General features: G+C 66.8%; 13 protein-coding genes. 6 read left to right on the top strand and 7 right to left on the bottom strand.

Features of this window, described 5'->3' with window-relative positions:
- Positions 1-40 precede the first annotated feature (40 nt).
- From CJ179_RS29300 to CJ179_RS29310, 3 genes are read left to right on the top strand one after another with little or no spacing between them, the layout of a single operon-like run.
- Complete coding sequence (locus tag CJ179_RS29300) at positions 41-1,258, top strand: cytochrome P450 (RefSeq protein WP_095863731.1); 1,218 nt, start codon at positions 41-43, stop codon at positions 1,256-1,258.
- A gap of 50 nt (positions 1,259-1,308) precedes the next feature.
- Complete coding sequence (locus tag CJ179_RS29305; RefSeq protein WP_095863732.1) at positions 1,309-1,503, top strand: ferredoxin; 195 nt, start codon at positions 1,309-1,311, stop codon at positions 1,501-1,503.
- A 3-nt stretch (positions 1,504-1,506) separates the two neighbouring features.
- Positions 1,507-2,670 carry an NAD(P)/FAD-dependent oxidoreductase gene (locus CJ179_RS29310; RefSeq protein ID WP_095863733.1) on the top strand — a complete coding sequence of 388 codons (1,164 nt, stop codon included), beginning with the start codon at positions 1,507-1,509 and terminating at the stop codon, positions 2,668-2,670.
- A 66-nt stretch (positions 2,671-2,736) separates the two neighbouring features.
- On the opposite strand, the gene CJ179_RS29315 is transcribed toward CJ179_RS29310, so the two are convergent.
- The 5 genes from CJ179_RS29315 to CJ179_RS29335 form a co-directional block, all read right to left on the bottom strand.
- Positions 2,737-3,729: a helix-turn-helix domain-containing protein gene (locus tag CJ179_RS29315; protein WP_095863734.1), complete on the bottom strand. Its 993-nt coding sequence runs from the start codon at positions 3,727-3,729 to the stop codon at positions 2,737-2,739.
- A gap of 183 nt (positions 3,730-3,912) precedes the next feature.
- A complete protein-coding gene (locus CJ179_RS29320; RefSeq protein ID WP_095863735.1) occupies positions 3,913-5,175 on the bottom strand; it encodes an acyl-CoA dehydrogenase family protein in 1,263 nt (420 codons plus the stop codon).
- Between the two features lie 127 nt (positions 5,176-5,302).
- Positions 5,303-5,500, bottom strand: a complete 198-nt coding sequence (locus CJ179_RS29325; protein WP_095863736.1) for a tautomerase family protein — start codon at positions 5,498-5,500, stop codon at positions 5,303-5,305.
- A 4-nt stretch (positions 5,501-5,504) separates the two neighbouring features.
- A complete protein-coding gene (locus CJ179_RS29330; RefSeq protein WP_095863737.1) occupies positions 5,505-6,311 on the bottom strand; it encodes a 2-keto-4-pentenoate hydratase in 807 nt (268 codons plus the stop codon).
- Entirely contained in the window at positions 6,308-7,105 is a 798-nt protein-coding gene (locus CJ179_RS29335; protein ID WP_095863738.1) for a 2-keto-4-pentenoate hydratase, read from the bottom strand. Before CJ179_RS29335 ends, CJ179_RS29330 begins: the two co-directional genes overlap by 4 nt.
- A gap of 105 nt (positions 7,106-7,210) precedes the next feature.
- Between CJ179_RS29335 and CJ179_RS29340 the strand changes: the two genes are divergently transcribed.
- Positions 7,211-8,005, top strand: coding sequence for an IclR family transcriptional regulator (locus CJ179_RS29340; RefSeq protein ID WP_095863739.1), 795 nt, complete (start codon positions 7,211-7,213; stop codon positions 8,003-8,005).
- Positions 8,006-8,009: 4 nt separating this feature from the next.
- On the opposite strand, the gene CJ179_RS29345 is transcribed toward CJ179_RS29340, so the two are convergent.
- Together CJ179_RS29345 and CJ179_RS29350 are read right to left on the bottom strand one after the other, a co-directional pair.
- Complete coding sequence (locus CJ179_RS29345) at positions 8,010-8,816, bottom strand: IclR family transcriptional regulator (RefSeq protein ID WP_095863740.1); 807 nt, start codon at positions 8,814-8,816, stop codon at positions 8,010-8,012.
- 143 nt (positions 8,817-8,959) lie between these two features.
- Positions 8,960-9,955: a hypothetical protein gene (locus tag CJ179_RS29350; protein WP_095863741.1), complete on the bottom strand. Its 996-nt coding sequence runs from the start codon at positions 9,953-9,955 to the stop codon at positions 8,960-8,962.
- A gap of 174 nt (positions 9,956-10,129) precedes the next feature.
- Here CJ179_RS29350 and CJ179_RS29355 point away from each other — a divergent pair, with 174 nt between their 5' ends.
- Positions 10,130-10,546, top strand: coding sequence for a hypothetical protein (locus CJ179_RS29355; protein WP_095863742.1), 417 nt, complete (start codon positions 10,130-10,132; stop codon positions 10,544-10,546).
- A gap of 99 nt (positions 10,547-10,645) precedes the next feature.
- Entirely contained in the window at positions 10,646-14,110 is a 3,465-nt protein-coding gene (locus CJ179_RS29360) for a serine/threonine-protein kinase (RefSeq protein ID WP_095863743.1), read from the top strand.
- Positions 14,111-14,112 lie beyond the last annotated feature (2 nt).

Below are 14,112 nucleotides of genomic sequence, written 5' to 3' on the forward strand. Positions count from 1 at the left end.
ACTCAGAACTCACTTTTCGACAACCTCCAAGGAGAAGACAATGACGCAGGATGCAGCGGTCGAGCAGCAGCAACGGCCGGCCGGTATTCCGAGTTTCGACGACGATCTTCACGTCGACGAGGTGCTCGTCGATCCCTTCCCCACCTACGCAAAGCTGCGGGATGCCGGGCCGGTGGTCTGGCTCGAAAAGTACGGGTACTACGCCTGCGCCCGCTACGACGAGGTGTCCGCGGTGCTCTCGGACTGGGAGACCTTCACATCCCGTGAGGGCGTGGGGTTCAACCAGTTCTTCAACGGCATCACCGAGACCAGCCTGCAGACCGAGGGCGATCACCACGACGAGATCCGTCAGGTCGAGGGATGCCCCATCAAGAAGGGTCCGCTCGAAGAACTCAAGCCGCGGCTGAAGGAATTCGCCGAGAACCTGGTCGAATCCCTGAAGGGCAAGGACAATCTCGACGGCGTCGCGGACGTGGCGATGGCGATGCCCATCGAGATCGTCACCGATCTGGTCGGTGTCGAGGGCGTCACCCAGGAGCAGATGTTCAAGTGGGGTGTCGCCGGATTCGACAGCATCGGCCCCCTGCACGCCCCGCGTACCCAGCCGGCCCTGGAAACGATGATGGGATACATGGAGTTCGCCGACGAGAACTTCCCGAGCAATGTGCGTGAGGGTGGTTGGGCGGATCAGCTGTTCAAGAACGGTGCGGCCGTGGGATGGCCCGAGGACTTCGCCCGCGGGGTGATGAACGACTACATCTACCCGAGCGTGGACAGCACCATCAGCGCGATCGGGATCGGCCTGCTGCTGTTCGCCCAGCACCCGGACCAGTGGGACCGCCTGCGCGCGGACCGTTCCCTGCTGACCAGCGCAATCCCCGAGATCGTGCGCCTGGCCTCGCCGTTGCAGTTCTTCACCCGGGTCGCGACGAAGGACACCGAGATCGCCGGAGTGGCAATTCCGGAGGGCTCGCGTGTGGTGGTGATGTACGGCTCCGCGAACAGGGATGAGCGCAAGTTCGAGAACCCCGATTCGTTCGACATCACTCGTGACCCCGCCGGTCACCTGGGGTGGGGGCGCGGGAAGCACGCGTGCCTGGGAAAGCCGTTGGCGCGGTTGGAAATGATCACGTTGTTCAACGTGCTCGCCGATAACGTCGAACGCTTCCACGCCGGTAAGCACCGCTTCCAGCCCAACAACATCATCCGCAGCCTCGGGGAGCTCGAACTCTCCATCACCTGGGCCGACAAAAACTAGCTAGCCGGCGTTCCGACGTCGTCCCTATCACTAGGGAAGGGAAAGAGAAGATGAAGATCCAGATCGAGTACGGAATGTGTGATGGTCACGGAGAGTGCGTCATCGCCGCCCCCGAGGTCTTCGACCTCAACGACGACGGCGACGAGGTGATCCTGCTGGACGAGACTCCCGCCGAGGAACTCCGAAACAAGGTCAACGCCGCAATCAAGCTCTGCCCCGTCGCGGCCATCCGCATCGAGGGTTGAGCCGTGACCAACACAGTGATCGTCGGCGGCGGCCTGGCCGGTCTCCGCGCAGCGCAGCGGCTCCGCGAGACCGGCACGTCCGAGCTGATCACCATCGTCGGCGACGAGAAGCATCGCCCGTACAATCGTCCGCCCCTGTCCAAGCAGCTGCTTGCCGGAACCATGTCCCCGGTGGAATGCGAATTCGACACCGCGGCTGACGACTTCGAATGGATCCTCGGTAACGCCGCGGCCGGACTGGACGTGGAGAACCGTCGGCTCAGTCTCACCGACGGCGAGATCGGTTACGACAAACTGATCATCGCGACCGGTAGGGGTGCGCGCACCCTTCCCGGACTGCCGGAGCTCGACGGATTCCACGTGCTGCGTGGCCTCGACGATGCGATCGCCCTGCACACCGCGGCCCAGCACGCCGACAACGTGGTCATCATCGGTGGCGGCTTCATCGGATGCGAGGTCGCGTCGAGCCTGCGCGTCAACGGGGTCGAATCGGTCACGATCGTCGAGCGGGCCGCCACGTTGATGCCCCTTCTCGGACCGGACATCGGCCGGTTCGCCGAGCGCCTGCACCGCGAGCACGGCGTGAACATCCACTGCAACACCTCGGTGACCCAGTTCCACGGGGAAAGCCGAGTCGAGCGGGTCGAGCTCGACAACGGCCTGATACTCGACGCCGATCTGGTCCTGCTCTCACTCGGATCGGTTCCCAACACCGACTGGCTGACGGGGTCGGGTCTGGAACTGGACCAGGGGAGCGTGGTGTGCGACGAGTTCTGTCATGCATCCGGGCACCCGGACATCGTGGCAGTCGGGGACGTCGCATCCTGGACCCACCGCGGTGTCGGGAAGCGGGTTCGGATCGAGCACTGGTCGAACGCTGCCGACATGGGTGCGGCCGCGGCGGAGAATCTATTCGCCGCGGTCGGTGGGAAGGCCCCCTACTCACCCATACCGACGTTCTGGACCGATCAGTACGATGTCAATTTCAAGGCAGCCGGGTTCGTCACGATGGTCGACAGCTTCGTGCCGGTGGACACCGGCGTCGAGGGCAAGTGGAACTGGGACGGGCTGGGCGAGTCCGGGCTCGTCGCTGGTGTCACCGCGAACGACAACAAGGCCTTCCTGAAGTACCGGCGCACCATCGCCGGAGCGGGAACGAAACCCTGACACTGTGTCCACAGCGCGCAGTCCCACCCCGCACTCGAGGGGTGGGACTGCGGCGTTTTTGTCCAGTCAGCGCCGGCGGTACTGGCCGGGGCTGGCTCCGTAGAAAGTGCGGAACGACCGGCTGAAGTGCGAGATGTCCTTGAAACCCACCCGGCTGGCCAGGTCACCGATGGTGATGTCAGTGCTCAGCAATATCATGCGAGCACGTTCGAGCCGAGCCTGAAGAAGCCACTCACTCGGCGTACTTCCGGTGCTCTGGAAGATCTTCTGCAGGTACCGAAGCGAGATTCCCAGCTCTGCGGCGGCTTCGGTGATGGACAGGTTCTCGTCGTGGAGCCGGGTCTTGAGCAGATTCTGCGCCCGAAGCAGGTCCGCGGCGTGGGCTTGTTGCGTCGGACTGACCGTCCCAGCCGTATCGGCCAAGGCGGTCACGATCATGTCCAACGCGGAAGCCGACAGTGCAGCGGCCGGCGCATCGGGCACCGCGGCATCGAGGGCGGCGAGTTGCTGCAGGAACCTGCTGACGACGACGCCAGCACCGGAAGCGGCCGACACCGGCTGTGCCATCACGCGGTCGACGTCCCGTTCGGACATCCGCCCCAGCAGCAGCGGGCGGGGAACACGAACGACGATCTGCTCGAACCTTTGCGGAAAGTCGAACCTGAACGGCTGGCCGGCGTCGATGATCGCGAACGAGCCCTTGTCGAGCCAGATCGAGCGGTCGTGCTGCTCGATTCGTCCGGGACCTCCGGTCACCGCGCACAGAAAGTAGTCCTCGGAATCGGTGTCGCCGATCATCGCCGGTGTCCGCAGAACCGAATGCGCGTGGGCGCGTACGGTACTCAGTGACAGGTCGCCGAACTGGCGAGTGCTCAGTCTCGCCTCGAAGCGGCCGCTGCGCGACTCCCACTGCGGGTCCATCTCGCAGTAGGTCTCCGCGAGAGCGTCCGTCCACCACTCGCGGCCACCGGACATCTCCTGGCGCGCCGGCGTCGTGTTCACGGGCGGCGGGTTCTCCCCATTGGGGGCATTGTCGTCCTGATCGTCACGCGTTGACATCGCGGATCACCTCCTCAGGTGAACGCAGTGTTACACGCTCAAGGCTACCGGTTGGCCCTGAAAGGATTATCCGACGTAACAGGTACCCGCGGGGGCCAATTGTTCGGATACCCCGAACATGGCCTATGCCGCGCCGAACGTGGCCGTGCACCCGGGTTGGTGCGCGACCACGTCGGCTCCCGGTCAGCCGGTGACCTCGCGTCCGAAGATCTGCCGGGCGAGCACCCACTTCTGGACCTCGTTGGCGCCCTCGTAGATCTCACCGATCTTGCTGTCCCGGTAGAACGCCTCCACCGGCCCGTCGGTGTCGTCCGCGCCGAGGGACTGGGTGAATCCGAGCCCCCCGAAGGCCTGCACGGCGTCGCGGGCCATGTCCACGGAGATCTCGGTGCCGCGCAGTTTGGCCATCGCGGCCTCCGGTTCGGGGAAGGCGACTCCGGAGTCGAGTCGCAGCGCCGCCTTGAGGTACAGGTCGCGGGCGGATTCGATGGTCGTGGCCCGGTCCGCCATCAGGAACTGCCAGTGCTGCTTGCCGGCCAGGGGGCCACCGAAGGCATGTCGTCGAGCAAGGTGCTGGGCGGTGTGGTCGAACGCCGCCTGCGCCATTCCCACCCCGGCCGCCGCGATACCGATCCGGCCGTAGGTGAGGGTCTGCAGGGCGATCTTCAGCCCGCCGCCCTCCTCACCGAGCAACGCGTCGGCGTCCAGGTGCACCTGGTCGAGGATGACGTCCGCGGTGATCTGTCCCTTGTTGCCCAGCTTGCGGTCGGGGGTGCCGATGGTGACGCCCGGAGTATCGGTGGGCACGATGAAGGTGCTGAGCCGGCTGCCGGTGCGTGCCAGCACGACCACGAACGAGGCGACGGCGGAGTTCGTGATCCAGCGCTTGCGGCCGTGCAGGACCCAGCCGGTCGCCGTCCGGGTGGCCTCGGTGGTGACGGCGGCCGGGGACAGGTCGCTCGAGGCGCCCGGCTCGCTGGTGGCGAACGATCCGACGATCTCACCGGCGACCACCGGGGCGAGCCAGCGCTGCCGCTGCGCATCGGTGCCCTGGTTGACCGCATTGCCTGCGAGGATGCAGTGCACGTCGAAGATCGCGGCAACGCTGTTGGAGTAGTACGCGAGTTCCTCGACCGCGACGGCGGTCGCGGTGGCGCGGTGGGTGAGGTCGTCGCCGCCGACGTCACCGGCGAAGGGGATGCGGAACACTCCAGCCGAGGCGAGGGAGTCGAAGGCGTCGCGGGGGAAGCCGTCGATCCGTTCGTCGCCGCGGGCGATGCGGCTGGCGATCGGGGCGATCGTGTCCGCGGCGACCCGGCGTACCCGGCGGCGCACCTCCGCGATCTCGGGCGGGGAGAGCAGGTCGTGGTATATGCGGTCGGCGATCCGCGGAGGATCGTAGGTGTCGATGTCGGTGTCAGCGTCGACGGCATGAATTGTGGTCACGAGGGCTCCCAGGAGAAAGATGGTTGTGTCCCTACTGGTCTACGGTCTCCGGCCGCCGCGGACAACGCAGTGTCGGCAATGCTGATCGGCCCCCCGACTGCCGATCAGCATTGTCCAGTCACTCCGATCAGCGCGCCGCGCGCCGCTCGGCGATCGTGACATCACCGGCAGCCCAGTGTGTCTCCGGAACTTCGCGGACGACGACGCGAATGTTGTCCTTCGGCGCCTCGATCGCCCGATGCGCGGCCTCGGTCAGTTCGTGGATCAGTGATCGGATCTGCTCCGGGGAACGGCCCAGTCCGATGGTGACATCGATGAACGGCATGCGGTTATCCTCCCGAGATGGTGATGGAACCGAGCGAGGTGAAGTGGGCTGCTACCCGGGCACCGGGTTCGACCGCGACGGCGTCCGTCATCCCGCCGGTCAACACGACCCATCCGGCTTCGATGGCGTGCCCGCGCTCGGCCAGCGTGTTCGCCGCGAACGCGAGTGCTTCGGCCGGATGACCCTGCACGGCGGCGCCGGTCGCGGTGTCGACGATCTGGCCGTCGATCTCGAGTAAGCACGCCTCGAGGGCGAGGTCGAGATCCTCGGGTCGCCGCAGCACTGGGCCGGTAACGTACACGCCGGACGAGTTATTGTCTGCGACAGCGTCTTCGAGGGTGAACTTGAATCCGGCGTATCGGCTGTCGATGATCTCGATCGCCCCGACCACGTGATCGACCGCCGCCAATGCCTGGGCGGCGGTGACTCCGGGCCCGGCCAGCCGACGGCCCATCACGAACGCGATTTCCGGCTCCGCGCGCGGGTGGATGAGCCGGTTGCGGGGGACTGGGTCACCGGCAGGTAACGCCATGACATCGGTCAGCCAGGCCACGGAGGGGGCGTCGACGCCCATCTGCCGCTGCTTCGCCCTGGAGGTCAGCCCCAGCTTGATGCCGGTGACGATCTCGCCGCGGGCCTTGCGGGCGGCGAGGGCGATGTCCTGCGCCTCGTAGGCCACGGGAAGGGTCAGGCCGGGCCACTCGGCGGACAGTGAGGTGCGCGAGGTGGTGGTGGCCTCGGCGTCGAGGAGGATGTCGGCGATGCGGCCGGCGCTCCAGTGCCGTTCGCTCGTCTGCTGTTCGCTGGTCACTGTTCTGCTCGCTCTCCGAGGATGGCGGACACACTGCCGAGTCCGCTCATGTTGGCCACGATGGAATCGCCCGGCGATATGGGGAACGCCTTGGTCATCGACCCCGGCAACACCACGTGGCCCGGTTCGAGGGTCACCCCGAGTGGGCCGACAGTGTTGGCCAGCCACACCAGCGAATTCAGCGGGGAGCCGAGCACGGCGCCGCCGGCGCCGGTCGCCACCAGTTCACCGTTGATGTGCAGCGTACAGCCGGTCAGACGCAAATCGACGTCCCGCAACAGCACCGGACGACTCCCGAGAACGACTCCGCCGGAGGAGGCGTTGTCGGCGATGGTGTCGAAGATGCCGATCTTCCAGTCCCGGATCCGGGAGTCGACGATCTCGAGGGCAGGAAGGACGAACTCCACGGCTCGGACGGCGTCCGCGATGGTGACCCCCGGCCCGGTCAGCGGGCGGCCGAGGACGAACGCGGTCTCCGGCTCGATCCGCGGCTGGATGTAGGTCGCGGCCGGAATCGGCTGGTGCTCGAGGTGGAACATGCTCGCCGTCAGGTGCCCGAAGTCGGGCTGGTCCACCCCCATCTGCCGTTGGATCGCGGCGGACGCGAGCCCGACCTTGTGCCCCTTGACGGTGTCACCGTCCTTCTCCCACTGCTCGACCTGAGCCTGCGCGATGCGATAGGCGGTCGACAATTCCGCCTGCGCGAACTCGGGAGTCAACGGATCGATCGGCGTACCGCTGCGGTACGCCTCGAGCAGCCGCTGCGCGGCGCCTTGTACCTGGTCGGAAGACATGAAGACCTCGGGCTTTCCTCGGAAGCGCCCCGGGTCGCTGTTGCAGCTCCGCCGGGGATGTGACCTGTTGCACTGAACTCCCACCCTCGGGCAATATGGGCCGTTATGCAAGACGATTGTGCCGATAAACGGCACAGCACTTCCGGAACGACCGCCGCCGGCGACGCCGGCTCCATCGCCCGTGCGGTCGCCGTGCTCGACACCCTCGGCGCCGCCGACACCGCCCTCGGGGTCTCGGAGATCGCCCGCCGCTGCGGCCTGCCCAAGTCCAGCGTGCAGCGAATGCTCAAGGCGCTGCATGCGGCGAAGCTGCTCGAGCGGGACGGCACCCGTTACCGGCTCGGACTCAAACTGTTCGAACTCGGTCAGCACGTGCCCCGCCAACGCGACCTCCGCGAGGCGGCCCGCCCGTTCATGGCCGACCTGCAGGAGGCGACCGGCCATTCCGTCCATTTCGCGGTCCTCGACGGTGACTGTGTGGTGTACCTCGAGGTTCTGCACAGCCCGAACTCCCCACCGCTGCCGACCCGGATGGGCGGCCGGTGGCCCGCACACGGCACCGGCATCGGCAAGGCCATCCTCGCCTTCTCCGACCAGGCGGTTCTCGAGCACATCCTCGCCACCGGACTCCCGCGCCTGAGTGAGCGGACCATCGTGGAGCCAGGCCGGTTCGCCGCCGAATTGGCCCGGATCCGCGAACGCGGAGTTGCCTACGACTTGGAGGAGTCGCGGGCCGGTGTGGCCTGCGTGGCCAGCCCCGTCTTCGGGTTGGGCGGTCAGGTCGTCGCCGGAATCTCGGTGTCCGGGTGGCACACTCGCATCAACCTGGACCATTCGGCGGCCGCCGTCCGGACCGCCGCCCTGAGTTTGTCGCGGTACCTGTCGATGCGGTCGGGTTGAGCGGTCAGCTCGCCGCCGCGACCGTCGGATCGTCGCGCTCGGTCCGCACCACGGGGTCCGCGGAGTTCGCGATCGCCCGCGAGATCTCGGCGCCGGCGGCGATGACCGCATTCTTGAATTCCGTTTGGGCGGGCACGAACCGGCTGGCCGGCACACTCATGCTCACCGCCGCGACCACCAGTCCCATCTCGTCTCGGACGGGGGCGGCCACGCAGTGCACCTCGGGAACGGCCTCACCGGCATCGAAGGCGCACCCGGACCGCAGCACCGACCGCAGCTCCTGTGCCAGGGAGGCCGGATTGGTTATCGTCGACGGCGTCAGTCGCCGCAACGGCTTGTTGGTGATGTTGCGTTCGATTTCGCCGGGATCGCATTGTGCGAGGAGAAGTTTCCCCACGGCGCTGCAATGCGGCTCGAGATGTGCACCGACCCGGGCTCCGGCGACGTTGATGACGTGGTTACCGAGCACCTTGTCGACGTAGAGCACCCGGTACCGCTCCATCACGGCCAGATGTGTGGTCTCGCCGTACTTGTGCGCGAGATCCTGCAGAATCGGTGAGGCACAGGAGCGGACATCGACGGTGCCCTTGAGGGTCTGGCTCAGTTCCACCACCCGCCAGCCGATGCGGTAGCGGCCGCGGTTGCGGCACTGCAGCAATCCCGTCTCGACCAGGGAGGACAGCAAGGCATGCGCACTCGAGCGCGGCACGTCGATGGCCGCGGCGACCTCGGACGCCCCCCATTCCGGACGGGACACGGTGAACAGGTCCAGAACAGGACCGATCTTCTGAACCGTTTGAAGAGGCGCCACGATACTTCCTTTCACGTTGGCGACGACCAGGTGCGCCGCCGCTCCCCGAGTATGTGCGGCAGCTCACACACGGGTCCACCCGCTCGTGCCGGTCACCGGCACGAGCGGGTGGGCATGCGGCTATCCCGATCGATAGGACGCCTTCAGCTCGCCATCACGGACGGGCGTGACCGTCTGGTGGCGAGAACGGCACCGTGCCGGAATTCGAGCCACTCGAACGGATCGACCTGCGACCACGGTCCCCGGCAATCTTGCAGCCGCCGAGCAACCTGGCCGGCCAGGGCCTCGCCCGCCAGAGCGTCCTCTTCGGCGGTAGCGCCCCGGCTCTGCAACGGACCGAGCACGAATTCGTGCGCCGTCCCGGAGATACATCCCCCTTCGTGCGCAATGAGCCCGGACGAGTGCATCGGCAGGCCCGCCATCACCGCGGGAAGCTCACTGGTCGCATTCACCACCAGTTGCGCCGCACGCACCTGCGGGGACCCGTTGCATTCACCGGTCACCACCGCATCGACGCGGCCACGACCCCGTATCTGCAGGAGCCGGCCCTGACCACGAACGTCGATTGCGACACCCTCCAGCCGCGCCGGTAGACCGTCGACCACAGCCCGCTGCCCGGGAAGGCAACCTCCGAGTACGACAATCTCCTGGGCACCACCTCGGCCCGCGGTGCGGGCCACCGCCCGGACGGCGGCGCAGGCTCGCACACCCGAGCCCACAATGACCGCGCGCGACCATTCCGGCAATCCCCCCGGAACATCGGTGATGTCATCGGCCCACACACTGCCCTCGAGCCCAGCCCCGGGGACCGGCAGAGGTCTGTCCCGGAACGAGGTGAACGCGTACACCACGGCGTCGTAGCGGGCGATCAGATCGCCTCGGCTGACAGACTCCAGCTCCGGAACCACGATGGTGCGGACCTGCGAGCACCCGCGCTCGACCCCGCACCGCTCGTCCGCGGCCCGGCTCGAGACCAAGACGTCCACCGACAGCCCGGCACCGCATCGCTCGGCGAGGCGAACGACGAATCGTCGGTCGCCGTGCCCACCGATCACCGCGACACGACGCCGGTCCGAGCCCGCGAGCGAGAGCCGCGGCCCACCACTGTTGGTCGTCCGAATCACCGAGGAGTGTTGCATGCCACACACTCTGTGCCGTCGAATCAAATGCCCGCGATCGAGTTCGGCTATCCCGGACAACAGGTGCGGATCCGGGGCGCAACGCCGGCGATGACAACAGTGCGGGACTACCGGCGAACCGTCCTCATACCGTGACGAGAATTCACGCCGTCAACCACGCCCGGGGGACATCTGGTGGAAGCACACGACATACCGGATCGACTGGTTCCGCCGAACTGGTCATCCGCGCAGACGGTCTGCGCAGCGTTCGCGGCGGCATCCACGACCACTGGACTGCTCGTGACGGTCACGACCGGTCGCCCGATCAGCCTCGGTCTGGTCCTTCTCGGCCTGCTCACCTTCGGAGTGATGCACTCGGGTCGGGCGATGGGGCCCTACCTGGTGCTCAGCGGCGCCGTGGAGCTCCAGCTCAGTCTTGTGAGCGGGTTTGTGACATCTCCGCGTTGGTCGCACGACGTCCTTCTCTCGCCGGGAACCGCCTACGGGGTCGTGGGAACCGCAGCAGTGGTGCTCGGTTGCGTCTACTACCGGATTGCCACGTCTCGATATCGTCGGTTCTTTTCGGCGCCCGGTGAGGCCGCCGATACCTAGAATGGGGTAGTCGCATCGCGAGGAGACCCCATGGGCAAGCGTTGGTCAGCCCGGACGCGGCGCATCGACGAACCTGCCTCGGCGCGCTGAGGGCCAACCATGCCGGACGACACCGAGAGCACCCAACGCCAGGTCGACGCGGACATCGTCGCGGAGCTGGCAGCCGAAGGCTTCGAGGACGCGTGCATCGCCGGGCGCGGTGGCTTCGGCATCGTCTACCGATGCCGGCAACCGACGCTCGACCGGTTGGTGGCAGTCAAGGTCCTCAGTCCCGATCCGGACCACATGGATCGCGCACGTTTCCTGCGCGAGCAGCAGGCCATGGGGAGGTTGTCCGGGCACCCGAACATCGTCCACGTCCTGCAAGCCGGAATCACCTACACCGGACGCCCCTACATCGTGATGCCGTTCCATCGCCGAGACTCCCTCGAATCGTGGATCGCCGCGCACGGGCCGCTGACTGCGGCCGAGGTTCTCGCCGTCGGGGTCAAGCTCGCGGGCGCCCTCGAAACCGCACACCGCGGGGGAGTGCTACATCGCGACATCAAACCCGCCAACATCTTGCTGACCGAGTACGGCGAACCACAGCTGACCGACTTCGGTATCGCCCGCATCACCGGAGGCGACGAGACCACCCGGAACGGACTGGTAGCCGGGTCTCCGGCCTACACTGCGCCGGAACTGCTCAGCGGCGCCGACGCCTCGATCGTCACCGATGTCTACGGACTCGGTGCAACCCTGTTCACCGCACTCGCCGGCCACCCCGCCTACGCCCGTCGCCGGGGTGAACAGGTCTTCGCCCAACTCCTGCGCATCGGCACAGAGCCGCTGCCCGATCTCCGGGACAAGGGAGTCCCCATCGCCGTCTGCGCCGTGATCGAGACGGCGATGGCCCGGGACCCCGCAGATCGCCCTGCCACCGCCGCCGAGCTGGGCGCCGTACTCCGCGGGGCTGGGGAACAGATCGGACTCGCGCTGGCCGACCTGCCGCTTCCCCTGGCCGGGGACGACGACCGCCCCTTCCGGCCCTCGACCGAAATCGGGGCCGGGGTGTCGGACTACCTGCGATATCGACCCGCCGGCGGCGCCCGGCTCGAGCCGCCGCCGAGTGCCTCCACCAAGTACCGCCCACCTGTCACGCCGGGGGCGGCGGTGGCGCGAACCCACCTGCTCGAGCGCCTGCGCCGCAGCGGCCGCCCCCGTCTCGTGCTCATTCATGCACCCGCGGGGTTCGGCAAGAGCACACTCGCCGCCCAGCGCATCGAGGCACTCCGAGAAGAGGGGGTGGCCACTGCGTGGCTGACGATCGACAACGACGACAACACGCTCATCTGGTTCCTCACCCACCTGATCGAGGCCATCGCGGTCGCACAACCATCCTTCGGCCGGGAACTGGTCCGGGAGATCGAGATCCACGGCGCCAACCGCGAACGGTATGTCCTCACTTCGTTGATCGACAGGCTCCATTCCGCCGACCACCACGTCGCACTCGTCATCGACGACTGGCACCGTGTGACAAACGAGGACACGCGATCGGCGCTGGCATTCTTGCTCGAGCACGGCTGCCACCACCTGCACCTGATCGTTACCAGCCGTACCCGGCTCGGTCTCCCACTCAGCAGAATGAGTGTGCACAACGAACTCATCGAAATAGACTCCACAGCACTGCGTTTCGACGTTCACGAGTCGACCCAATTGCTCGTCGACCGCTCCGGACTCGCCCTGGACGAACCCGACATCGTCGAACTCGAACAGTCGACCGACGGGTGGGCCGCGGCACTGCAACTGGTCTCGCTGGCACTACGCGATCACCCGCACCCCCGCGAGTTGATCGAGCACCTGACCGGAGGGAACCGTGCAATCGGCGAATACCTGGCCGACAACGTCCTCGGCAGCCTCGATCGACGAACCCTCGACTTCCTACTCGCAACCTCGATCACCGAGAAGACCTGCAGCAGCTTGGCACGCGTACTCACCAGCGACCAGGAAGGCCAAGCAAAACTCGAGGACATCGAGTCACGGGACCTGTTCCTGCGACGCCTCGACGACGAGGGCGACTGGTTCCGTTATCACCACCTGTTCGCCGAATTCCTCCAACACCGCCTCGAGCGTGAGTATCCCGACCGGGTAGTCGAACTCCATCGGAAAGCAGGCGGGTGGTTCGCCGACCGGCACCTTCTCAGCCAGGCCGTCGACCACTACCTCCTCGCAGGCGACGAGGACGACGCCGTCACGCTTGTCGAAAAGGCTGCGATGGACCTGCTCGAGCAGTCTCAGATGGGAACGCTCCTCGGCCTCGCCGCGAAACTGCCGACCAAACCAACCACAGACCGGCCCCGCCTCCAGATCGCGCTCGCGTGGGCGCACGCCCTGTTGCATCACCCACGCGACGCCGAACAATTTCTCTCCATCGCGGAAACAGCTCTCGTCAGCGCAGGCGACGATCCCGCGACGGTGGATATGCGCGTCGAGGCCGCATTCATCCGGGCCACCGTCACCGTCTTCGACGACGAGATCGACGGCCTCGACGAGGCCGTCGAGGGATGCATGGCGCGGGCGAGCACACTGCGACCCTGGGTTCTGTGCGGAGCCGCCGACGTCGCCTCCTTCCGCGCGATCTATCGTTTCGACTTCGACGACGCTCGCCGATGGCAGAAATGGGCGCTTCCCTTCCATCAGCGCTCCAGCGGCCCGTTCAGCGTCATCTACGGATACTGCATGGCCGGGATCGCGGCACGGGAACAACTCGATCTGCCGGCCGCGGAGGCCAGCTTCCGGCACGCCATGGCACTGGCCACCGACGCCGAAGAGGGTCTCGGGTACGGCACCCGGCTCACCGCCGCGCTGCTCGGCGACCTGCTGTACGAACAGGGGCATCTCGCGGAAGCGGACCGTCTCCTCGACCGCAGCCACACGCTGGGGGCGGAAGGTGGCACCGTCGACTTCATGCTCGCCACCTATGGCACGGGTGCACGACTGAAGCGCCTGTTCGGGCAGAGGGACGCGGCGAAGTCGCGTCTCGACGAGGGCGCCCGACTGGCGCAACAACTGCGGTTGCCCCGACTGGAAGCGCGGATCGCCAACGAACGAGTCCGAGCCGGGCTCGGAGGGGCGGCATACAGTGGGCAGGCGATCGACCGCGGGATCCGACCCCACAGCGACCGAGACAACGGAATCGTCGTCCTCACCTCGGAATTGGAGGAGGACTCGATGATCCGCGAGGCCCTGACTGGCCGGTTCGACGTGCAGGACCTGGAAGCGGTGTACGCCCGGGTGCTTGCCCTCGTCGAGTCGATCGATCCGCAGGCCCGTCCCCGCGCATTCCTCAATGCCGCCTTGCTGAGGGTAGAAGTGCTGGCTGCCGCAGGACGAGAGGAGGCCGCGTTGACGGAGCTGTGGCCACTCACGGAGCAGTGCGCGCGACTCGGGCTGGTCCGACCGGTACTCGACTCCGGATCTGCGGTGAGCCGGTTGGCACGAGGTCTCCGGACGCATGGCGTCGGCGCTCCGGTGTCCTCCGTCTTGGACGAGTATCTTGTCGAGCTGAACCAGCAACCGACCTGATC

It is taken from the genome of Rhodococcus sp. ACS1, from assembly GCF_002300155.1.
In the GTDB taxonomy this organism is placed as follows: domain Bacteria; phylum Actinomycetota; class Actinomycetes; order Mycobacteriales; family Mycobacteriaceae; genus Rhodococcus_F; species Rhodococcus_F koreensis.

Coding starts and splice junctions, on each gene's coding strand:
- CJ179_RS29300 (WP_095863731.1), top strand. CDS start 41: ATGACGCAGGATGCAGCGGTCGAGCAGCAGCAACGGCCGGCCGGTATT.
- CJ179_RS29305 (WP_095863732.1), top strand. CDS start 1,309: ATGAAGATCCAGATCGAGTACGGAATGTGTGATGGTCACGGAGAGTGC.
- CJ179_RS29315 (WP_095863734.1), bottom strand. CDS start 3,729: ATGTCAACGCGTGACGATCAGGACGACAATGCCCCCAATGGGGAGAAC.
- CJ179_RS29325 (WP_095863736.1), bottom strand. CDS start 5,500: ATGCCGTTCATCGATGTCACCATCGGACTGGGCCGTTCCCCGGAGCAG.
- CJ179_RS29335 (WP_095863738.1), bottom strand. CDS start 7,105: ATGTCTTCCGACCAGGTACAAGGCGCCGCGCAGCGGCTGCTCGAGGCG.
- CJ179_RS29340 (WP_095863739.1), top strand. CDS start 7,211: ATGCAAGACGATTGTGCCGATAAACGGCACAGCACTTCCGGAACGACC.
- CJ179_RS29350 (WP_095863741.1), bottom strand. CDS start 9,955: ATGCAACACTCCTCGGTGATTCGGACGACCAACAGTGGTGGGCCGCGG.
- CJ179_RS29360 (WP_095863743.1), top strand. CDS start 10,646: ATGCCGGACGACACCGAGAGCACCCAACGCCAGGTCGACGCGGACATC.